Annotated in this window: 19 protein-coding genes; 10 read left to right on the forward strand and 9 right to left on the reverse strand. The window is 57.1% G+C overall.

All coding sequences use genetic code 11. The annotated features are described in order from the left end of the window. The first annotated feature begins 155 nt into the window (after positions 1–155). Positions 156–2666 (forward strand): DNA translocase FtsK, encoded by a 2511-nt coding sequence (locus tag ASD36_RS28890; protein ID WP_082562865.1) that lies wholly within the window; start codon positions 156–158, stop codon positions 2664–2666. A gap of 457 nt (positions 2667–3123) precedes the next feature. Here ASD36_RS28890 and ASD36_RS31740 read toward each other — a convergent pair whose 3' ends face one another. Then, the gene (locus ASD36_RS31740) at positions 3124–3258 is read right to left on the reverse strand and encodes a hypothetical protein (protein ID WP_277996012.1); all 135 of its coding nucleotides are present in this window, start codon (positions 3256–3258) and stop codon (positions 3124–3126) included. Between the two features lie 54 nt (positions 3259–3312). Between ASD36_RS31740 and ASD36_RS28895 the strand changes: the two genes are divergently transcribed. Further along, on the forward strand, positions 3313–4509 hold the full coding sequence (locus tag ASD36_RS28895) for an IS256 family transposase (RefSeq protein ID WP_060511439.1): 1197 nt from the start codon (positions 3313–3315) through the stop codon (positions 4507–4509). A gap of 345 nt (positions 4510–4854) precedes the next feature. Here the strand turns inward: ASD36_RS28895 and ASD36_RS28900 are convergent, their stop codons facing one another. Then, on the reverse strand, positions 4855–5580 hold the full coding sequence (locus ASD36_RS28900; RefSeq protein ID WP_082562871.1) for a response regulator transcription factor: 726 nt from the start codon (positions 5578–5580) through the stop codon (positions 4855–4857). A 509-nt stretch (positions 5581–6089) separates the two neighbouring features. On the opposite strand from ASD36_RS28900, the gene ASD36_RS28905 reads away from it, so the two are divergent. The 6 genes from ASD36_RS28905 to ASD36_RS28930 all read left to right on the forward strand — a co-directional run bounded on the left by ASD36_RS28905 (position 6090) and on the right by ASD36_RS28930 (position 12378). Continuing rightward, positions 6090–7349 carry an exopolysaccharide biosynthesis protein gene (locus tag ASD36_RS28905; RefSeq protein WP_244489886.1) on the forward strand — a complete coding sequence of 420 codons (1260 nt, stop codon included), beginning with the start codon at positions 6090–6092 and terminating at the stop codon, positions 7347–7349. An 85-nt stretch (positions 7350–7434) separates the two neighbouring features. Beyond that, positions 7435–8313, forward strand: a complete 879-nt coding sequence (rfbA, locus tag ASD36_RS28910) for a glucose-1-phosphate thymidylyltransferase RfbA (RefSeq protein WP_060511437.1) — start codon at positions 7435–7437, stop codon at positions 8311–8313. Beyond that, the gene (rfbC, locus tag ASD36_RS28915; protein ID WP_060511435.1) at positions 8310–8888 is read left to right on the forward strand and encodes a dTDP-4-dehydrorhamnose 3,5-epimerase; all 579 of its coding nucleotides are present in this window, start codon (positions 8310–8312) and stop codon (positions 8886–8888) included. The genes rfbA and rfbC overlap by 4 nt, the downstream gene beginning before the upstream one ends. Next, positions 8885–9949 (forward strand): dTDP-glucose 4,6-dehydratase, encoded by a 1065-nt coding sequence (rfbB, locus tag ASD36_RS28920; protein WP_060511433.1) that lies wholly within the window; start codon positions 8885–8887, stop codon positions 9947–9949. Before rfbC ends, rfbB begins: the two co-directional genes overlap by 4 nt. Next, a complete protein-coding gene (gene rfbD, locus ASD36_RS28925) occupies positions 9946–10863 on the forward strand; it encodes a dTDP-4-dehydrorhamnose reductase (RefSeq protein ID WP_060511431.1) in 918 nt (305 codons plus the stop codon). The genes rfbB and rfbD overlap by 4 nt, the downstream gene beginning before the upstream one ends. Before the next feature lie 6 nt (positions 10864–10869). Continuing rightward, positions 10870–12378: an O-antigen translocase gene (locus tag ASD36_RS28930; RefSeq protein ID WP_060511429.1), complete on the forward strand. Its 1509-nt coding sequence runs from the start codon at positions 10870–10872 to the stop codon at positions 12376–12378. A 121-nt stretch (positions 12379–12499) separates the two neighbouring features. Here the strand turns inward: ASD36_RS28930 and ASD36_RS28935 are convergent, their stop codons facing one another. From ASD36_RS28935 to ASD36_RS28965, 7 genes are all read right to left on the reverse strand, one after another. Further along, a complete protein-coding gene (locus ASD36_RS28935; RefSeq protein WP_060511427.1) occupies positions 12500–13687 on the reverse strand; it encodes a DegT/DnrJ/EryC1/StrS family aminotransferase in 1188 nt (395 codons plus the stop codon). Further along, positions 13684–14661, reverse strand: a complete 978-nt coding sequence (locus ASD36_RS28940) for an NAD-dependent epimerase/dehydratase family protein (RefSeq protein ID WP_060511425.1) — start codon at positions 14659–14661, stop codon at positions 13684–13686. Before ASD36_RS28940 ends, ASD36_RS28935 begins: the two co-directional genes overlap by 4 nt. A 16-nt stretch (positions 14662–14677) precedes the next feature. Then, positions 14678–15382, reverse strand: coding sequence for an acyltransferase (locus tag ASD36_RS28945; RefSeq protein WP_060511423.1), 705 nt, complete (start codon positions 15380–15382; stop codon positions 14678–14680). Beyond that, positions 15372–16478: a DegT/DnrJ/EryC1/StrS family aminotransferase gene (locus ASD36_RS28950; RefSeq protein WP_060511421.1), complete on the reverse strand. Its 1107-nt coding sequence runs from the start codon at positions 16476–16478 to the stop codon at positions 15372–15374. Before ASD36_RS28950 ends, ASD36_RS28945 begins: the two co-directional genes overlap by 11 nt. Next, complete coding sequence (locus tag ASD36_RS28955; protein ID WP_060511419.1) at positions 16475–17512, reverse strand: Gfo/Idh/MocA family oxidoreductase; 1038 nt, start codon at positions 17510–17512, stop codon at positions 16475–16477. The genes ASD36_RS28950 and ASD36_RS28955 overlap by 4 nt, the downstream gene beginning before the upstream one ends. Further along, positions 17512–18015 (reverse strand): acyltransferase, encoded by a 504-nt coding sequence (locus tag ASD36_RS28960; protein WP_060511417.1) that lies wholly within the window; start codon positions 18013–18015, stop codon positions 17512–17514. The genes ASD36_RS28955 and ASD36_RS28960 overlap by 1 nt, the downstream gene beginning before the upstream one ends. A 489-nt stretch (positions 18016–18504) precedes the next feature. Beyond that, positions 18505–19413 carry a glycosyltransferase family 2 protein gene (locus ASD36_RS28965; RefSeq protein ID WP_060511415.1) on the reverse strand — a complete coding sequence of 303 codons (909 nt, stop codon included), beginning with the start codon at positions 19411–19413 and terminating at the stop codon, positions 18505–18507. A 558-nt stretch (positions 19414–19971) separates the two neighbouring features. On the opposite strand from ASD36_RS28965, the gene ASD36_RS28970 reads away from it, so the two are divergent. Beyond that, positions 19972–21387, forward strand: a complete 1416-nt coding sequence (locus tag ASD36_RS28970; RefSeq protein WP_060511413.1) for an O-antigen ligase family protein — start codon at positions 19972–19974, stop codon at positions 21385–21387. Then, positions 21387–22250 (forward strand): right-handed parallel beta-helix repeat-containing protein, encoded by an 864-nt coding sequence (locus ASD36_RS28975; RefSeq protein ID WP_060511411.1) that lies wholly within the window; start codon positions 21387–21389, stop codon positions 22248–22250. The genes ASD36_RS28970 and ASD36_RS28975 overlap by 1 nt, the downstream gene beginning before the upstream one ends. The last annotated feature ends 4 nt before the right edge of the window (positions 22251–22254 follow it).

Below are 22254 nucleotides of genomic sequence, written 5' to 3' on the forward strand. Positions count from 1 at the left end.
AAAGGCCGAATTTTCTGGGGTAACGGTGGCTATCTCGCTTGCGGGGTGGATGGAAATTCACTGGAATAAGGACCGCTGGAAAGAGGTGATTAACCTTTATTTTCTATTGAAAAGGGTGTGCCCATTGCGCGTGAATTTTGAGTGAGCAGGTCCCTATGCGTCTTTCCCGAACCAATTTTTCGAACGGCTTCGATAACACAGGAGATCAGCCCGCAGACCCGGAAAATCGTCTGGGAAAAGCGGAGCCCCAGCGCCGGATCTACGGCGCTCCCGTCGATGTGAAAAGCGACGAAGGTCCATTTGAGCCCGATACGGACGCGATGGCTGAGATCGAAGGGCGGGGGGATGCACCCGTTTGGCAGAGTGCCTTTGTGCTTGGACCGAATGTGCGTTTTACCCGAACACCGGAGAGTGTCTATTCGAAACGGCCCGCGAGTGATGCAAGCAAGGAACCGGAAGGCATTCGCCCGGTTGAACAGGCGGTTTCCGAAGCGGTGGAGACTGTCACTGTAATCGCAGAACAATTGCCGGTCATCGAGCCCGTCGCTGAGGAAGCGACGGTTGTATCCGGCGTTCAATTGCTTTCACTTCGTCTGAGGCAGGAGCTTGAGACATCGCTGACCGAACCAGCGGCGGCCGAATATACAGGCCTTGCCGATATCGACTTGGCATGCTTTCCGGCGGAACAGGAGCCGGTGGCTCTAGATGTTCCGGAAACGGCGATCAGACATGCCAGTTCCTTCCAGCACGTCTCCGACGAAGTGTTTTGGAACACCCTGGATATGGAAGCTGATATTACGGCTCTGGCGCCACTCGTGCATTGGCAGCCCCCGGAGGTTCATTCTCCGGCCGGTTCGGTAACTGCGCTCTACCGCGAGATCGGGATCAGGGCGTCCGAGCGCCGCGTGGTTGCGCCAGTCACTAACCGTCCTGCACCCCTTGTGACCCCCGCGCCAATCATCGAAGAAATCCGACCGGTTGTGGCCGAGGCCGCAAGTCCTGCCGAAGCTGTACGTGTCGCAAAGCCGCCGGTGGCGGTTTCCAGGCCGATCCGGGCCGTCCGTCCCGATACGTTCGTAACTATCCCGGAAATGACGGCAGAACCCGGTGCAGCTGAATATGTCTTCCCCCCGATAGACCTCCTGCAGGAGCCGTCCGTCCAGGAAACGGCCGTTATCACCCAGGAAGCGCTGGAGCAGAGTGCTGGCCTGCTCGAAAGTGTGCTTGAGGATTTTGGCGTCCGCGGCGAGATCATCGATGTTCGCCCAGGCCCCGTCGTTACACTTTACGAATTCGAACCGGCGCCAGGCGTGAAATCGTCGCGCGTCATCGGCCTTGCCGACGACATCGCCCGGTCGATGTCGGCGCTCTCGGCCCGCGTGGCCGTCGTACCCGGCCGCAATGTCATCGGTATCGAACTGCCGAACCCGGTGCGCGAAACGGTGTATTTCCGCGAGTTGATCGAGTCTGAAAACTACGAGGAAACACGCTTCAAGCTGGCGCTTTGCCTCGGCAAGACCATCGGCGGCGAACCGGTGATCGCGGAACTCGCCAAGATGCCGCATCTGCTGGTCGCGGGCACGACGGGTTCTGGCAAATCGGTGGCGATCAACACGATGATCCTGTCCTTGCTCTACCGGCTGAAGCCGGAGGAATGCCGGCTGATCATGGTCGATCCGAAGATGCTGGAACTGTCGGTCTATGACGGCATACCGCATCTCCTGACACCTGTGGTCACCGACCCGAAAAAGGCGGTGATGGCACTGAAATGGGCCGTGCGCGAAATGGAAGACCGTTACCGCAAGATGTCGCGCCTTGGCGTGCGCAATATCGACGGCTACAACGCGCGTGCTGCAATGGCCCGCTCAAAGGGCGAAACAATCCTATGTAGTGTCCAGACGGGCTTTGACCGCTCGACCGGCGAGCCGATCTTCGAACAGGAGGAAATGGATCTCGCCCCGATGCCCTATATCGTGGTCATCGTTGATGAGATGGCTGACTTGATGATGGTCGCCGGCAAGGAGATCGAGGGCGCGATCCAGCGCCTGGCGCAGATGGCCCGTGCCGCGGGTATCCACCTGATCATGGCAACGCAGCGCCCGTCGGTTGACGTCATCACCGGCACGATCAAGGCAAACTTCCCGACCCGGATTTCCTTCCAGGTCACTTCGAAGATCGACAGCCGCACCATTTTGGGCGAGCAGGGGGCCGAGCATCTGCTGGGGCAGGGCGACATGCTGCACATGGTGGGCGGCGGCCGGATCGCCCGCGTTCACGGACCGTTTGTCTCCGACGAGGAAGTCGAAAAGGTCGTCGCGCATCTGAAGACGCAAGGCCGTCCGGAATATCTGGGCACCGTGACAGAGGATGCGGAGGAAATGGACGCGACAGCCGAAGAGGACGCTGCGGTGTTCGACAAGGGGGCAATGGCAGAAGAGGATGGCAACGACCTCTACGACAAGGCGGTCAAGGTCGTGCTACGCGACAAGAAGTGCTCCACGTCCTACATCCAGCGTCGCCTGCAGATAGGCTACAACAGAGCAGCCTCCCTGGTCGAACGGATGGAGCGGGAAGGACTGGTGGGATCGGCAAATCATGTCGGCAAACGGTCGATCTTGTCGGCAGGCCGCGAAGTCGCCGAAATGCCAACCGGTGACGAGGAATAAGCGGGATGGCGCTCTGCAGTGTACCAAGCAGGGCGCTTCTTGTGGTATGAATGTGTCGAGTTGAGTTGGTTGAAAGGCACGGTCCAGCGGCCGTGCAGTTGCTGGCGCATTGTGTTTAGAGCGCCAAAAGGAGATCAACTCAGATGCAGTTAGCGGGCCGGAAAATCCGAGTTGTGGCTGGACAATACCGTGATCAATAACGATATTATCGATCTTTTTTACAAGAAAACAACCGGTGCGGATTTCTATCATATTGGCGACATAAAACGCACATAGCGGATCGCCATGAACATCATGGCGTTGGTTCGCCCGGGTCAGTCGCGAATGCGTGATCACAATGCGCAGCCAAGCCCTAGCAATAGAAAGTTATCTCAGCCTCTGCCGCACACCGCCAAGCCAGGTTGAGGCAACCGGTATCCCGGCGATCTGGTTGGTGGCAACTTCCATTGGATCGGCATCAGTGCCTACGCAGCCGCTTTTCAAACCCATGCGTGTGTTGCTGTATCCAACGATAGATCGTGGAATGATCGGCTGGTATGCCAAGTTCATCGATCGTGTCCCAGCGCGTGGTGTAGCTGGATTTCATAGCCATCGGTGATTTCCGGTAGGGTCGGGTTGCTTAGATCCAACCTGAAGGACACCACCGATGACCGACGACATGATGAACCTGCGCTCACTCGTTGAGAAGAGCGCCGACGCCGATTTGCTACGCGAGATGATCGGCTTTGCTGCCGAGAAGCTGATGGCGCTGGAAGTCGGGGCGAAGACCGGCGCGGGCTACGGCGAGAAGAATGGCTTTCGACTTGCCCAGCGCAACGGCTATCGCGACCGGGACTGGGAGACGCGGGCTGGCACAGTCGAGCTTCGCATTCCCAAGCTTCGCACAGGCAGCTATTTCCCGAGCTTTCTGGAGCCGCGCCGCATGGCCGAGAAGGCCCTGACTGCTGTGATCCAGGAGGCTTTTATCCAGGGCGTTTCGACCCGATCCGTCGATGACCTCGTCAAGGCGATGGGCATGAGCGGCATCTCCAAGAGCCAGGTGTCCCGGCTCTGCGAGGAGATCGACGACAAGGTCAAAGCCTTCCTCGACCGCCCCATCGAGGGCGAATGGCCCTATTTGTGGATCGATGCCACCTATCTGAAGGTTCGTCGCGGCGGGCGCATCGTCTCTGTTGCCGTCATCATCGCGGTGGGCGTCAACACCGACGGCCGACGCGAAGTGCTCGGCATGGAAATCGGGACATCCGAGGCAGAAGCGATCTGGACGGAATTCCTGCGCAAGCTGACAAGAAGAGGCCTGCGCGGCGTCAAGCTCGCCGTCTCCGATGCGCATGAGGGCATCAAGGCCGCAGTGTCGAAGGTGCTTTCCGCCACCTGGCAGAGGTGCAGGGTCCACTTCATGCGCAATGCGCTTGCCCATGCCGGAAAGAGCGGACGACGCGTCGTGTCCGCCTTCATTGCCACGGCATTTGCTCAGGACACGCCAGAAGCGGCAAGCGCTCAATGGCGCAATGTCGCCGGCCAGATCAGGCCGAAGGTGCCGAAGCTTGCAACCCTCATGGACAGCGCCGAGCAGGACGTGCTCGCCTATATGACCTTTCCCAAGGCCCACTGGACCAAGCTGCACTCGACCAACCCGATCGAGCGATTGAACGGCGAGATCAAGCGGCGGACAGAGGTCGTCGGCATCTTTCCCAACGATGAAGCCATCGTGCGCCTGGTCGGCGCGCTGCTGCTCGAACAGAACGATGAATGGGCTGTCCAGCGATCCCGCTACATGACACTTGAGACAATCGCCACGATGAGCGATGATCCCCTCATCAGCCTGCCAGCCGCAAGCTGACACTCATCCGGCCCTCTGGGATGAGCCGTGGTCGTCTAAGCTACACCACGTCATGGGACACGATCAGTTCATCTATCAACTGGTCAAGGTCACGCAGGATGTGACGGCATAGCGGAATGGACCGCGCGAACTGAAGAACCTGCAGCGATATCTCGCGTAACAAAAGCACGTCAACGTGATAGGGATCGGCTTACGCGGGAAACATCGGGGCCAGCGGTCACCACACGTCGCGTAAAAAGGCCGGAGACAAGACTGCGCCCGATCCGCAAAGCTTCCATACCGGCCGAAGTCACATTGCCAAACTGGCGCCATCCAGGCATGACGTCACTCGGGCCACCGTTCCATTTATCGTCCGGCGGATTCGTGGAGGCTGCGAAACCTTGCCGCGGCCTCTGTCCTGTTGTGAACTCCCAACTTCCGAATGATGTGGTGCAGGTGGATTTTGACGGTATGCTCGGACAGTCCACACTCGGCAGCAATCAACTTGTTTTGGAGACCGTGAGAAACCATTCCGAGTATCTGCGATTCGCGGGTGGTTAGTTCTGCCATATTGGCAGTTTGGCTCTGGGCAACGCCATCTTTTGCATAAGGGGCATTCTGGCCGCGGAATTTTGCCTGAAGGATCAATCCGGGAGGCAGGTACTCCCCGCCACACAGCAGCAAGCGTACGATTGACAACCAGACATCGAGCCGGAGGTCCATTGGTAGCACACTGCGAATGAGCGAAGAGGCAAGCACATCGCTCAGGGACGTGACCAAGACTTTATCATAGGGCTCTATAACGGCGGCCAATGCGTGAGGATGCATGCGCAGGAGTTCCGCTGAGGCTGCTTCGGCTTTTCTCATCAAGGTTACATCGACCAGGATGAGTCCGACGGGATGAGCAAAGGCTGCACATGCACTTTCGACAGTATCAGTCTGTTCGACCCGTACCCACGGGAACTCACGCTCAATCGCGTTGATAAGGGATTTTGAGACGCTCCCGCTGTTCGTCAGGATCAAAATGACGCGTTGTGGCTCAAGATGCCTTCTGGCTCCTGCGGCGTCATGCTCATTCCCGTCCAACAGCATCATATCTTTACCCATCACTCTCAGTTCGCCTGCGCTGGTAATGGCTACAGAGCGAACGGAATCCACGCGTCGGGGCACACTATCTTACGTCGCCAACATCCGCGACGGCCCAAAAGGGTTGAGACTGGACCGGCGATGTTCAATGCGCCCGGAGAGATTGCGGCATGACCCTTATCCAAATGGACGAAGTGGGTAGCATACCCAGTCTCCCAGCGGTGGTAAGCACTTGTGTTCGTCCTTTACCTCTCGTCTACCGCCGTCCGCCTTTGGATCGGTCTAGATCAATCGATATAAATGCCATCATACCCACTGCGCGCCGTGCATTGCGTTCTCAACCATATTGATGAAGCAAAGCCGCCGCTCTTCCCCCTTCTCAATCTCTGTCCAATCGGCACACTGAAACCAGTTCGCTGCATCCCGTCCTGGGACAGTTTGGTGTTTTTAGCTTGGAGAATACATTGATTGTATCTTTCTGGCGGTACGGTGGCTTCCTTCGAACGATGTTCGCTATGGCCACTTTGAGTGTTCTCGGCGGTGCGTTTTCCCCCGTTCTGGCGGACAGTGATCAATTGCCGCCGCAAACAAAAATTCGCTTAACGGTCGTCCAGTGGCTGCCCACAAAGGGCAGTTATGAAAAGTGGGATGCGCTTGGTGGCGATTTCCTGATTTCGCAGGAAAAGACGGTGTCGCTTCCGATCATCGGCACGATGTCAGTCGGACATCTCGATGGCGCCGGTCTTGCTGCGGAAATTGCCAAGCAGCTAAAGACGAAAATCGGGTTGGTGCAGACCCCCGAGGCGACCGTCGAGATTCTCGAACAGCCGCCGATCTATGTGGTTGGTGACGTCAACAAGCCCGGCGAATACAAATTTCATCCAGGGCTGACGGTTCTGCAATCCTTAGCGATGAGCGGCGGGGAATTGAGGTCATCAAACGCGTCGCAGGCGGGCGCAGACAAGACGGGTTATGTCGGTCAACTGCAGGAGATCGGCAACACAATCTTGCGCAGCAAGGTCAAGATTGCCCGGCTGCAGGCTGAAATTTCAGGCGCCAAGGAAATGCGCCTTGCGCCAGAAATGCAGGACAGCCATGGGGTCGCCTCGGCAATTTTCGAGCAGGAAAAGATTATTTTCGCCGCTCGCATGAATGACATGGATCGCCAATCAAAGTCCTACACTGAACTGCGCGATCTATTGACGTTGGAAATAGCCACGATCGGAAAGAAGATCGACAGTACGGATGAGGATATCGCTTCGGTCGAAAAAGAACTGACCAATGTCAAAAGCATGGTCGAGCGGGGCATTGCTCTTCCGACGCGTCAGTCGGACCTTGAACGCACATTGCGCAGCTACCATGGAAATCGGCTGGATCTATCGACCGCCATCATGCGGGCTCGCCAAAACATCGCCGAAACAACACGCAACCTGGATGGCCTTTACGACAAGCAGCGTACGGAAGTCGCTGTTGAACTCCAATCGGAACAGGCCAGCCTCGACCAGCAAAACCTGAAGCGTGAAACAACGCAGAAGCTATTGCTGGAGGCGCTGTCGGGGGACGCAACTTCTCAAGCCGGCGCCGGCGCGGTGATGCTGGCGTTCAGCATCATGCGGCAGGAAGGCTCTGGCGTCCGGGAAATTCTAGCCTCGGATTCAACCGTCCTTCTGCCGGGTGATGTCGTGCGGGTTCTTCGCAAAATGTCTCCAGCGCCTGCTGATGCAACGGCTCGGACGGCTGAGCAGAACGCGCAATCCGAACAGGCCAGTCAATGAGGAACCGGGCACTTTGCCTGGCGACCGACACGCTGCGTGGACCAGACCAATCGGGGCAACGAGACAAAGAGAGCAAGGCATAAAGATGAAGGGGATCATACTTGCCGGTGGTAGCGGCACACGTCTCTACCCTCTGACAATCGCGGTATCGAAGCAGATGCTGCCAATCTACGACAAACCGATGATTTTCTATCCCTTGAGCGTTTTGATGCTTGCCGGAATCCGCGAGATTCTCATCATTTCCACACCGCGCGATTTGCCCTGCTTTCGAGAGCTGTTTGGTGATGGTTCCGATTTCGGCCTGAATCTTTCCTACGCCGAACAGACCCATCCGAACGGGCTGGCCGAGGCCTTCATCATTGGCCGCGACTTTATCGGCAAGGACAACGTCGCGATGATCCTCGGCGACAACATTTTCTTCGGACACGGGCTTCCGGACATTTGCCGGCAGGCGACTGCACGGCAAAAAGGTGCCTCCGTCTTTGCCTACCACGTCGAAGATCCGGAACGCTACGGCGTGGTCAGCTTCGACAGGGCAACAGGCAGGGCCATGACGATTGAGGAGAAGCCTACCAAACCAAAATCCAATTGGGCTGTGACCGGGCTGTACTTCTATGACAACGATGTCATCGAAATTGCCTCCTCCATCAAGCCCTCTGAGCGGGGTGAGCTTGAGATTACCGCCGTCAACAACATCTACCTTGAAAGGGGCGATCTGCATGTCTGCCAGCTCGGCCGCGGCTATGCCTGGCTGGATACCGGCACCTACGACAGTTTGCAGGATGCCTCCTCGTTCGTCCGTACTGTCGAGCGCCGGCAAGGTATTCAGATCGCCTGCCCGGAGGAAATTGCTTTGGATATGGGGTGGCTCCAGCCACAGGACGTGATGCGGCGTGCGTGTCTCCTCGGGAAAACAGCTTATGCCACCTATCTTCGCCAGTGTGTGGAGGATTACGCGGCATGAGCTTCCAGATTAAATCCCTCGGGCTCGATGGCGTGATGGAGATCCTTCCGCCGAAATTCGAAGACGATCGGGGCTTCTTTTCCGAGACGTGGAACGCAGAACTTCTTTGTGAGCACGGTGTGAAACTCGGTTTTGTTCAGGACAACCACTCCCGCTCCATCGCAACGGGGGTGCTACGTGGCCTGCATTACCAGCTGCCGCCATATGCGCAAGACAAGCTGGTCCGTGTGATAAAAGGCTCCATCTTCGACGTGGCCGTTGATATCCGGCGCGGTTCTCCCAGCTTCGCGCATTGGACCGCTCTGCGGATTTCTGCCGCCAAATGGAACCAGGTGCTCGTCCCGAGGGGTTTTGCCCACGGTTTTCTGACGCTCGAGCCGGATACCGAGGTGGTCTACAAGGTCACCAATCCTTACTCGGCCAGCCATAGCCGCTCCATACGCTTTGATGATCCCGACATCGGCATCATCTGGCCGATGAACGCCTCCACGTTTCAGCTTTCCGAGAATGACCGGCTGGCGCCGTCCCTGGAGACAGCGGAAGTCTTCGATATGCACGGGGAGGGCGGGCAATGAAAACTCTCGTGACAGGAGGTGCCGGTTTTATCGGATCGGCACTTTGCCGGCATCTGGTTTCCGCCGGCGAGAATGTCCTCAACGTCGATAAACTTACCTATGCCGGCAATTTAGCCTCGCTCCGATCCATCGAGAGTTGCGCCAACTATCGCTTTGTCAACGCCGATATCGGTGACGAAGTGGTGTTGGGCGAGTTGATGAGGTGGGAAAGGATCGACCGCGTCATCCATCTGGCAGCCGAAACCCATGTGGACCGGTCGATCGATGGGCCGGGCCAGTTCATCGAAACCAACATTGTCGGCACGTTCCGGCTGCTCCAGACGACGTTGAAATACTGGCGCCAGCTATCTGGTGCGGTAAGGCAACAATTCCGCTTCCATCACGTGTCCACCGACGAGGTCTTCGGTGACCTTCCGTTCGACGGCAGCACCTTCAACGAGCAAACCCCTTATGCGCCGTCATCGCCCTATTCCGCGTCGAAAGCGGCATCGGATCATCTGGTTCGCGCATGGCACCAGACATTTGGCCTGCCGATCGTGATGTCCAATTGCTCGAACAACTACGGCCCATACCATTTTCCGGAAAAACTGATCCCCCTCGTGATCTTGAACGCCCTCGACGAAAAGCCGTTGCCCATCTATGGCGCTGGCACGAACGTCCGTGATTGGCTCTATGTCGAGGATCATGCGCGCGCGCTCGCGCTGATCGCAAGCGAGGGCACGATCGGCGAAAGTTACAACATCGGTGGAAGCTGTGAGCGCAGCAATCTCGCGGTGGTGCAGGCAATTTGCGACATTCTAGACCGCACCAAGCCTCGCGGCCGCCAAAGAAGCTACCGCGATCTTATCTGTTTCGTGGATGACAGGCCCGGCCATGATCGCCGTTACGCGATGAACACAGCGAAAATAGAAAGTCATCTGGGCTGGAAACCACAGGAGACTTTTGAAACCGGACTGGCCAAAACAATTGCCTGGTATCTCGAGAATGATTGGTGGTGGAAGCCTATTCGCGAAGGCACCTATGCTGGCGCCCGCCTCGGTCGATTGGCAGCCGTGCAATGAAAATCCTGGTGACCGGTTTGAAGGGGCAGGTTGTCACCAGCCTTGTCGAGGCTGCCGCGGCCAGGGATGACATAGAGTTGATCACCGTTGGCCGGCCGGATTTCGACCTCACAGATCCTTCGTCGGTCAGGCAGGCAATACTCGCAGCGAAACCTGAAATGGTTGTGTCGGCCGCCGCTTACACAGCGGTCGATCGAGCCGAAGATGAACGCAACCTTGCGTACGCAATCAACGTGACAGGCGCCGCAGCTGTCGCGGAGGCGGCTGCCGCGTTGCGTGTGCCGATCATTCATCTGTCCACCGACTACGTTTTTTCCGGAACGGATCCCTATCCTTACCTGGAGGATGACGAGGCCGAACCGAAGACCGTGTACGGCTATACCAAGCTGCGCAGCGAGCGCGCTGTGGCAAGCGTCAATCCTCGCCACATAATCCTGCGGACAAGCTGGGTCTACAGTCCGTTCGGCACCAATTTTGTGCGAACCATGCTGCGCATCGCCACCGAACGGGAGAGTATTGGCGTTGTTTCCGATCAGTGGGGCAATCCGACATCAGCTCTGGACCTGGCGGAGGCGATCCTTCTCATCGCGACGTATCCGGACAGACATTATACCGGCATCTATCACTTCACAGGGACGGGTGAGATAAATTGGTCAGGTTTTGCCCGGCATGTTTTCGAGGTGAGCCGGGTCCATGGCGGTCCTTTCGCAGACGTGGAAGACATTCTGTCTTCCGCTTACCGCACCCGGGCCAAACGCCCAGCGAACTCATGCCTTTCAACTGACAAGTTCGAAAGAGCTTTCGGCCAGCGAGCGCCAAGCTGGCAATCGAGCGTAGAAACGGTTGTCCGGTGCATTATCGACAGGGACTACCCCCGTTTCTCTTCGCCGGTGCACGGCAAGCATAAGGCTTGAAATCCCATGAATGCACGCGAAACCCCGTCCGAGGGCCAAACTTACACGCAGATTCTCAAGTCGACAGCCTTGATGGGCGGGTCGTCATTGATAACCGTGGGATTTTCCATCATCCGCAACAAGGCGATGGCCCTGATCCTTGGACCTGAAGGTGTGGGGTTGATGGCTATCTACAGCTCGATCGCCGACATCGCCCAGGCCGTTGCAGGCTTGGGGGTTCAGTCGAGTGGCGTGCGTCAAATTGCCGAGGCGGTTGGGACGGGGGATGCTGAAAAGATAGCAGGAACAGCATTCATTCTTCAGCGAATATCCATTGTGCTGGGTATTGCCGGTACGGTCCTGCTTGCTGCCCTCGCATTTCCGGCTGCGCGCCTCACGTTTGGAGATCATCAGCACGCCACCAGCGTTGCGTTCCTCTCACTTGCGATTTTCTTCCGGCTTGCTTCGGCGGGGCAGACCGCAATGATTCAAGGAATGCGGGAAATCTCAATTCTTGCCCGCATCAACCTCTTGGGGGCATTCTGGTCAACAGTGGTCACCATTCCCCTTATCTACTATTTTGGCTTTGAAGGGGTTGTACCGTCTCTCATCGCCTCCGCCGCGCTGACACTGCTTATTTCCTGGTGGTACAGCAGGAAGATATCGCAAGGTGCAACCAATCTGTCTGCCCGGCAGTTCAGGCAGGAACTGGGGGGGCTTTTGAAACTTGGCCTTGTCTTCATGGCCAGCGGCTTGCTCACTCTTGCGACCGCGTATGTCGTGCGTATCATCGTCCTGCAGCACGGCGGCATTGTCGCGGCCGGGCTGTATCAGGCTGCTTGGGCGCTCGGCAGCCTTTATGCGGGCTTCATCCTTCAGGCGATGGGTACTGATTTCTATCCGCGTCTGACAGCGGTTGCCGGCGATCATGCTGCATGTAACCGCCTCGTCAACGAGCAGGCGCGAGTCAGCATCCTGCTGGCCTTCCCCGGGGTTCTCGCAACGTTGACGTTTGCGCCTATCGTCATGCAGTTGTTCTATTCCCCTGAATTTTATGGCGCTGCAGATCTCCTGCGCTGGATTTGCCTGGGGATGCTGCTTCGCATCATTGCATGGCCCATGGGCTACATCGTGCTGGCGAAAGGCGAACAGGGTGTCTTTCTCTGGACGGAAGTTGCCGCAACGGTGGTACATATTGGTCTGGCTTGGTTGCTGGTGTCGGAATTCGGCCTGATTGGCTCGGCGGCCGCATTTTTTGGGCTTTACCTCTGGCACAGTCTGCTCATTTACTTTTTCGCACGCAAACTCACGGGATTCCGCTGGTCCCCCGCCAATCTCAAAATCGGACTGATCTTCATCGTCGCGTCGGCACTGATTTTTAGCGCAACGCTTGTCCTGCCGTTCTGGCACGCCACTGCGCTGGGCTCTGTCGCCGTGGTGTTGAGCGGGCTGTATTCGCTGAAAATGCTGATAGGTCTATTGCCGCCGGAATTGCTTCCGCTGCCGATCAGAAGGTGGGTTCTCCGAACGACTTGAGAGATGGCCCGAGCCGGGGGGAGCCGCCGAACACACCATCCAGCGCAGAGCGCCCCTTGACGAGATGGGCTCGCAAGAGGCGCGCGGTTTTTCAATTAGAAGATTTGATGTGAGGAGGAGATCAAGCGGTCGCCCTTTGCGGTGCCACGCACAGCTTGCGAAGCGCGTCCGCCACGAACAAAACGTCTTCGTCGGTTAGCTGCGCAAACAGCGGTAGAATGATCGCTCCTTCTTGCGCTGCCACGCTTCTCGGAAGCTGGCTTACGGCGACCCGATGCGTGGTCCTGTCCGCATAGGCGTCTTCGCGATGAATGTTCATGATGCCGCGCCGGGTTGAAATTCCCTTGTCCAGCAGCACCTGCATGGTTTCCCTTTGGTCGAGCCAAGGCGGAAGCATGACGCAATAGCTCTGCCAGTTGCTGCGTGCCCAGGAGGGCTCGATGGGTGTTTCAAGCCAGGTAATATCGCGAAGCACCTGTCGATAGAGCTCGGCGAGATGACGCCGTCGCGATATCAGTTCTGGCAGCCGGGTCAATTGTACCCGGCCCATCGCGGCCTGAAGATCGGTCATGCGGTAGTTGTAGCCGAGCTCCGGATATCCCTCATAGATCACCCGGCGCGAGCCGTGGCGGACTGTATCGGGCACGCTCATGCCGTGTTGCCGCCACAGACGAAACTTGCGGTCATATTCAGGATTCGCGGTTGTCAGCATGCCCCCGTCGCCGGTCGTGACGACCTTTCGGGGGTGAAACGAAAAACAGGCAATATCGCCGCGCGGCCGGCCGATTTTTTCCCACTGACCGTTCCAGAGTATTTCGCTCCCGGTCGCGCAAGCCGCATCCTCGATGACCGGAATATCATTGCTCCGGCCGATCTCGACGATTGCTGCGAGATTGCAGGGCATGCCGAGTTGGTGCACACACAAGATCGCTTTCGTTCGAGGTGTGATTTCCGCCTGGATCAGCTCCGGATCAATATTGAATCCGCTGGTTTCGATGTCGATGAAAACGGGAACTCCGCCCAGATACCGGATGGCATTTGCGGTTGCGATGAACGTATGGCTGACAGTTATGACCTCATCACCCGGGCCGATCCCAACAGCCTTCAACGCAAGGTGCAGAGCCGTCGTGCAGTTTGAAACCGCACAGGCATGTTCGGTTTGAACGTAAGCCGCAAACTCACTCTCGAATGCAGCAACCTCCGGACCTTGTGTAACCCAGCCGGACAAGACGACACGGCGGACTGCCTCTACCTCCAATTCATCGAGGAGGGGCTTGGCGACGGGAATCTGCGGGAGCGCCTGGCTCATGCGGCCTGCCCCCCGATTTCCAGCGCTCTTTCCTTGCGCCACCAGTCGACGAGGCCGCGAAGTCCATCATCCAGTGGAATCTCGGCCTTGAAGTTCAAGAGACGTTCGGCCTTGCTGGTATCGGCGAGCCGGCGCGGCACGGCGTTCACCTTCCGCGCCGCTTGATGTTGCGGTTCCATCGATGCGTTCATCACGCCGGTCAACAGTTTCGCGAGTTCCAGAAGACTGGTTTCCGTACCACTCGCGACGTTGAAGACCTCGTCGGTTACATCAGACTGTGCCGCAAGCATGTTTGCGCGAGCAATATCGTGGATGTGGACGAAATCCATCGTCTGGCTGCCATCCCCGTTGATGAGCGGGGGCAGTCCCGCCGATATCCGCTCCATCCACCGGATCAGCACCTCGGTATAGGCGCCGTAGACATCCATGCGCGGACCGTAGACGTTGAAATAACGCAACGCGACATAGTTCAGGCCGTACATTTCGGCAAAGCTGCGCAGCAGCCCTTCGTTAAACGCCTTTGCGGCACCGTAGATCGTCCGGTTGTTGTAGGGGTGGTGTTCCTCGGTTGTCGGAAAACTGTCCGCAAGCCCTAGAACGGACGCCGAGGAGGCGGCAATCACTTTTTCCACCTTGGCCTTAACCGCCGCTTCAAGAACATTGAATGTTCCCCCTGCCAGAACGTCAAAGGCAAGACGCGGTTCTTCGGCGCACTGCGTGATCCGGATTGCTGCCTGGTGGAAGACGATATCGACACCATCGAAATGTTTTTCCAGCAACGCGCGATCGCGGATATCGCCTTCGATGATTGTCAATGGAAAGGCCGCCGAAGCCTGCGCGAGGTTTTCGCGCCGTCCGCGGACGAAATTGTCCAGGATCAGGATTTCGCGCGGTTGTTCGAGAGCAACGAGATCAGCAATGTGTGATCCAACGAGACCGGCACCGCCAGTGATGAGTATCCGCTTGTCTTTCATGATCTGCCCCCAACGTTCAGGATGTGGCTACCGTCGTGTCGCTGTTGCTTCGCCAGCGCAGGAATTTTGCCGGAACACCGGCGACAACCGAGAATGGTGCGACATCTGAAACGACAACCGCTCCCGCGCCGACGATCGCGCCCTTGCCGATCGTGACACCGGGAAGGATCGTCGCATTGGTTCCAATATCGGCCCATGCGCCGACGCGAACCGGTTTGATTTCGAGGTCCGTGCGGATGATCGGTACGTCGATTGGAACCGCAGTATGGCTGGAGCCAAGCAGCTTGGCGCCTGGCCCCCAGCCGACGCATTCCTCGATCACAAGGTCGCGCGCATCGAGAAACGCCTGCGGACCGATCCAGACATTGTCGCCGATCACGCATGTTCCATCATACCGGCCCTGAACATAGGCCTGCGCTCCAATGAACACGCCGTTGCCGACCTCGAACGTTTCGGGATGCTTGAAGCCGGCACCGCTTCCAATATTCAGGCCGCCACCGCACCGGCGCGTGGCTGCCTGCCAGATCGCCTTGCGCATCAAGGCATCGACATACCCATCCCCGGCTGAAAAGCGGCCATAGAGCTCGACAAGGCCAGCGGCACCATATGAGCGCTTGAGTTCGGCGGCGAGTTCACGCTGGAAATCCGGGTCCTTATGGATTTCGCGACGGCCGTGGACCGCTTGAACGATCCGGGCAACCGAGGTGATGTCAGCTGACATAGGCGTCTTGCTCCACCGCGGCGACCACCTGTTCGACCTGCCTTGCCGTCATTTCAGGATAGATCGGTAATGACAGAACCGTGCGTGCAGCAGCCTCCGAGACCGGGAAGTCACCTTGCCGGTATCCGAGGTCTTCGTGCGCCTTTTGAAGATGAACCGGAATGGGATAATGCAGACCGGACTGGATACCCTCGGCTTCCAAAGCGCGATGGAGGCCGTCCCGATCCCGGCAGCGGACGGCATAGATATGATAGACGTGCCGACGATACGCCACTTCGACGGGTGTTTCCACGGTGTCCAGATTGGAGAGCATCGAAGAATAGCGTGCGGCATGCGTCCGGCGCGCCGCGGTCCAGGCGTCGAGATGCCGAAGCTTTACCCGCAGGATCGCACCTTGGATGCCGTCCATGCGGTAGTTGAACCCTTTCACCAGATGGTGATAGCGCCGTTCCTGGCCCCAATCCCGCAGCATGCGCATGGTCTTGGCGTGGGCATCATTGTTGGTGACAATAATGCCGCCTTCGCCGCAGGCGCCGAGGTTCTTGCCGGGGTAGAAGCTGAAACAACCGGAAGCGCCGATACTACCTGCGCGGCGGCCTTTGTATTCCGCACCGTGTGCCTGGCAGGCATCCTCGATAACGGCGATACCGTGGCGGGCGGCAATTGCCATGATGGCGTCCATATCGGCCATCTGGCCGTACAGATGAACAGGGACGATTGCCTTTGTGCGCGGCGTGATCGCCGCTTCAAGTTTGGCGGGATCCATGGTCAGCGTGACAGGTTCGACATCGACGAACACCGGTAATGCGCCGGCATAGCAGATCGCCGATACGGTCGCGACGAAGGTAAATGGAACGGTAATGACCTCATCGCCGGGGCCGACATCTGCGGAGAGCAGGGCCAGGTGGAGTGCACTTGTGCCGGTGTTGACGGCTACGGCGTGTTTCGCGTCGCAGTAAGCCGCGAACTCCTCTTCAAATTGAGCAACCTCCGGACCGAGCACATATTGTGCCGAAGCCAGTACGCCGAGGACCGCAGCGTCGATCTCGTCCTTGATCGAGGCGTATTGTGCTTTGAGATCAAGGGACGGGATCATGCGATCAGCCTCGCTTGTTCCAGCTCGACCACGCGGCCGCGCTGCGCAAGAGACTGGGTTGCCGCTTCAAGAATGCGCACGACACGCAGACCGGCATTGCCATCGACGATCGGCTGCAGGTTTTCTTCCACGCAATCGACGAACTGTTTGAGTTCACGGCCCAACGCCTCGGTCATGTCCAGCTGCGGCGCATACATATCACCTGTGCGATAGCCGACCAGCATCTGGTACACCTTCTCGCCATTGCGCTGCGGGTTGCCATTGAGGGTAATGCCCTTGTCGTAAATCTTGATCTTCTCGCTGGGCTCGAGGTCGTCGTAGACGATCATCTTGTTGCTACCGCCGATCAGTGTCCGGCGCACCTTGACGGGTGCGAGCCAGTTGACGTGGATATGGGCGATCAGCTTGCTTTCGAAAAACAGGTTGAGATAGGCGATATTCTCCGGTTCGCCGGCGACATGGCTCATCCCGGTTGCCGAAACGGCGACCGGCTTTTCCTGCAGCACATAGTCCATGATGGAGAGATCGTGGACGGCCAGGTCCCAGATGACACTGACATCGTGCTGAAACAGGCCGAGATTAACCCGGACCGAGTCATAGTAATACATGTCTCCAAGGCCGTTTTCGACGACTTCGCGCATCTTGCGGACGGCGCCCGTATGAACGAACGTATGATCGACGGCGAGGACAAGTCGGCGGCGCGCAGCTTCATCGACCATCCGGCGCGCCTCATCCACCGTCGAGGCCATCGGCTTTTCGACGAAGACGTGCTTGCCCGCCATCATTGCTTTCATGGCAAGCTTGAAATGCGTCGAAACCGGCGTGGCGATAGCGATCGCATGGACGCGGGGATCGCGCAGAACCTCTTCGAAGTCGCTGGTGATTTCCACGGCCGGATAGCGCGCCTTAACGGTCGTCAGCCGCTCCGGCATAAGATCACAAACATACAGAAGGCGCGCATTGGGTACCTCCGCTATGTTTCTGACAAGATTGGGGCCCCAATAGCCGTAGCCGATCACCGCTATGCCGATCATTATACTCTCCTGGATAAAGGGATTTTGGCCGGTGCGCCCTGGACGCGACCGATAACGTTTGCTGGAACACCTGCGACGATGGCCCAGTCTGGAACATCTTTTGTCACCACGGCGCCCGCGCCGATGACCGCACCGATGCCGATCGTCACCCCCGGCAGGATTGTCGCATTGCTGCCAATCGCCGCCTTACTTTTGACCAGTGTGGGAACAACTTCCCATTCGCCGTCAGTCACCAGCTCGCCATCGGAATTGACGGCACGCGGGTAGAGATCGTTGGTGAACATGACACCATGGCCGATAAAGACGCCGTCTTCGATCTGCACACCTTCGCAGATGAAGGAGTGGCTGGAGATTTTGCAATTCCGGCCGATGACGGCGTTTTTTTGGATTTCGACGAATGTACCGATGCGCGAGCCTGCCCCCACTTTGCATCCGTACAGATTGACCAGATCAGGGTGGTGAACAATCACCCCTTCATCCAAAATGACACTCGATGCGATCATGCCGCGAAGACCCCAAGCCGCCAACTATGCTGAATTCAAACGCGTTGGATGCGGCGGTTTCTGCCGCTAAACCATCGGTTATTGCCCCGTTGCTTTTGAATTCTTCCGCATTCAGAAGAGTTCCTTTCGACCGGAGAGTAAAGGGAACAAAATGCGGTAATCCGCACTTCGAAAGGCGTAGCCGGGCAGGGGGTGTTGATGCTTCCTGTTGCGGGGATTGCACCTATCGGCTCCAGCCATGGATGCTTCCATCAAAAGGGGGCTTGCAGGGCATCCCTCCCGTGCACCTATGGCAAGCTGAGTGTGTTAGCCTGGCCTGCATTCTGGGCAAAGGCGTTCGGCTTGATGGACCAGAGGTAAGAGCAAGCGATGCGCCCGGTGCCGCGATATATCAGGGCGCCTTACTTTGCTTGAAACGTGCCATTGCGTTGCGGGTTTTTGGCATGGACGGAGAGCGTCCGGTCAACACAGCCTGAGCCAAGTTTTGGACTATGCGATGGGTCGTTGAGGCCGCCGTTTGAACAATTTTCCAACCGCGATAGTGCCGATCAGGTGCATATGGCGGGGATAGTCTCCGAGCGCGGCAGTCAGAAATTTCACGGCGCTCCGCGTTTTTCCCGCGGTATAAAAATAGCGGGCGACATCGATCAGCATCAAGGATCTTTGTTCCTTGCGCCCGCACAGCACCTGCCTGTTCTTCTTCAGGATGCGGAGCAAACCGATGATTTCCCGGCGGCGATTTATCGAAATGCTGTCGTGCGAAATGAACCCGAGCACGACCGGTTCTATGTCTTCATAGATTGACGTGTGCTGGGCCAGCCTGATGGCAAAGTCCCAATCTTCATTGGCCCGGGCGCAGACATCGAACCATTCCGCATCCGGAAAGCAGTCCTTCCGAAACAGAGCATTTTGCAAGCTGATCCGATTTTGTGTGAGGAGGCGTCCGAGTTGGTCGTCGTCAAGCGACAGGCGCCCTTCGGGAGGAGGGTCGTAAGCCACCCGGCCGGATCCGTAATTTCGCTGATTGTCGCGCCCATAGACAATTTTCGCGCCGATAACGACACCGACGTGGCCGGGAATCTTGGAAAACAGCGCGAACTGCTTCTGCAATTTGCCGGGTAACCATAGGTCGTCGCTGTCCTGGAACGCGATATATTCGCCTTTTGCGTGACAAAGTCCGGTGTTTCGTGCAGCGGCGGCACCGCCGTTTCGAGCGCGTCTTACATAGCGTATACGGTGATCGCTGAAGCTGCGCACGACACTTTCGACGTCCTCCGTCGATGCATCGTCGACGACAATCAGCTCCAAATCCTGATGGGATTGGGTGATGACGCTGTTGATCGCTGCAGCGAGGCAGTTGCTCCTGTTATACGTGGGCAGAATAACCGATATCGTCATCAACTAATTTCCACATATTCAAACGACAGAGGCATCGTAGAGGCATCGTAAATGTGTTGCGTCAGCACGCTTGGCCTCGAGGCGACCTCTATGCAATGACCGCGGTTCAAGTCCCATGACGAGCGCGACCCAGCTGTTCCGGCGTAAGGGACCGCCCTGACCAGCGCAATCTAGCTTTATTCATAAGCAGGTCGCCAAGAGGGGAGGCGACGGGATGCAGCGTGGCCGACGCTCCGTCATTTGGGGGAGCCTGCGATCGCCCGATAGGTGATTTTCAGCTGTCGACTGAAACGGCAGGCCGCATAAGAGGTAGCTGTTTCGGCAAAAACCCCGCCCCCTCTCGACCAAAATCCAGGTTCTTATCGCGCAAGGACTTTGACAGACTGCAACCTCATTCAAACGGGTTCCGGCGTCACGGAGTGAAGTTGTGTTTAATCTCCTGCAGATTGCAGTTTCCAGCACGGCGTGCCGCGCCTCCAAGGTAAGCCGGAAATCCGGCCATGGCTTGAGGCAACCGTCTCGGCTTGGGTTTACCCTTTCAAATCGGGTTCCTCAGTAATGCACACGAAGCGTGTCGCAAGACGGCGGGCGGAGTTTCCCGAGCAGCCACGGCAGCCTGGCTCCGACGCTCGGCCTGTCTCTGCGCGCAGCGCGGATCGTGCGGTCGTTGTTCGCGCGCTTGCAGGGTCTGAGAGAATTGCCGAGTCAGCGAGCCAAAATGCCTTGTCTTGGCCGGCCGTTCTATTTTTGGTCAGCTTGATCATTCCCTGGATCATCGAGCTCGGCTCGTTGCGCCTGTCAGTTTCCCGCCTCATCCTGATTGCTGCGATCATCCCGTGTCTGGTCATGTGGATGAACGGTAAGGCCGGGCGGATCAGGGCGCCTGATATTCTGGTGATTTTGTTCTGCCTCTGGTGCTCGCTCAGTCTTGCCGCAGTCCATGACCTTGCCACTTCAGTCCAGTCTGGCGGGATGATGGCGATTGAAACGATGGGAGCTTATTTTCTTGCTCGCGTGTGTGTTAGAAACGAGAGGCAGTTTTACGGAATGGTTAAGGCCATCTTCTTGTTAATATTGCTTCTTCTCCCCTTTTCAATCTATGAATCGGTAACAGGTTCGAATATAGCGCTCAATTCGTTTAGGGCTGTTTTACCCACTCAGATCGATTATGCGATGGCGCCGCGATGGGGCCTGCGCCGTGTGCAGTCGGTCTTCGATCATCCGATTTTATACGGGGTATTCTGCACATTCGTTTTTGCCCTCGTGCACAAGGTTTTGGGGCGGAACCTTTCACTGATACGGCGATGGGGTCGATCGGCGTTGGTGTTCGTGGCCACTCTTTTGTCGATGTCGTCCGGCCCATTGAGCGCACTGGTGATGCAGGCCCTTTTGATGTCCTGGGGATGGATTCTGCGGGACTTCCGTTATCGATGGCATGTTCTCGCGGGGGGCTTTGCTGCGCTTTACCTGGGGATCTCCCTGCTCTCAAACCAATCCTTTTTTGAGTTTTACGTTCACTATTTTGCCTTCAGCCAAGATACGGGATGGGATCGTATTCGCATCTGGCACTACGGATGGCTTTCGATCTTTAATCATCCAATATTCGGCATAGGCTTTCACGAGTACCAGCGGCCGGAATGGATGGAGCCAAGCATCGATATGTTCTGGCTGATCAATTTCGTGCGCTTCGGATATCCCGGTGGCATCCTGATGTTCCTGGCTTTCGCATGGGTCTTTTTCAGCACTGCCTTAAAAGAAGGGCTGACCGCGCAGCAAAATGACTACCGGACGGCTTACCTGATTTCCATGATTGGCATCTTTACGGTGGGGTGGACGGTCCATTTCTGGAACGCCCCCTATCTGCTGATCATGTTTTATCTGGGAAGCGCATCCTGGATGCAGGATATTAGAGGCGGCGAAGGCCAGCGCATACAAGCCGGCTCAAAGCGTACGGGCCGAATGCGAACACCGTGATGAGATTTTGGATCAAACCTCGGTGGCATGCAATTTCCTGGTTGCTCGCGGCGGCTGTGGTACAGAGCGCGCCTTCAGCGTCGAGTCAGCCAGCGATCCTGACACAGCCATCTGCTGTTGCGATGACGAAGGACGCTTACCCTGATGAAACGAATACTGGTATCCCTGCCAACACCCCCCTCAATAGAGCGGCCACTTTAACTCTGAACGTCCCCGGAGTGACAGTCAGTGGCCTGGATTTTGCCGGAACTGTCTCGATAACCGCACCGAACGTCACCCTTCGCAATTGCAGGATAAGGGCAAACGGCTGGGCTGTGCTGGACATCCGTGCAGATGGCGTGACCGTTGAGAATTGCGAGATCGATGGTCAAGCCGCGCCTGGTATCCGGGGTATCAGCATTTCCGGCAGTAACGTCACGATACGCCACTGCAACATCCATCATACGGAAGACGGCATATACCTCACAGGCTCATCAAAAATAGGTATCGAAAACAACTATATCCATGACCTGCAATCCCAGTGGGACGGTCCTCATTTTGATGGAATTGCCACGGATGGCGGGATCGCTGATGTTCTCATCCAGGGGAATACCATCGTCAATCCGCACCCGCAGACGTCGGCGATCATGCTTAGCAATTATTTCGGGCCGATCGCGCGCGTGCGCGTTGAAGGAAATCGCCTCGTCGGCGGCGGATATACGGTCTATTCGGACGGTCAATTCGGCGGAGGCGAAATACGAAATGTCTTATTCGTCAATAACAGAATGGGAAAAGGTTATTATGGGTACGCATCTATGCACAATAATTCTCCGGATTGGTCCGGAAATTTTGACGATAAACTTGGAACAATATTGAACCAATAACAAT

It is taken from the genome of Rhizobium sp. Root1334, assembly GCF_001426665.1.
In the GTDB taxonomy this organism is placed as follows: Bacteria; Pseudomonadota; Alphaproteobacteria; order Rhizobiales; family Rhizobiaceae; genus Pararhizobium.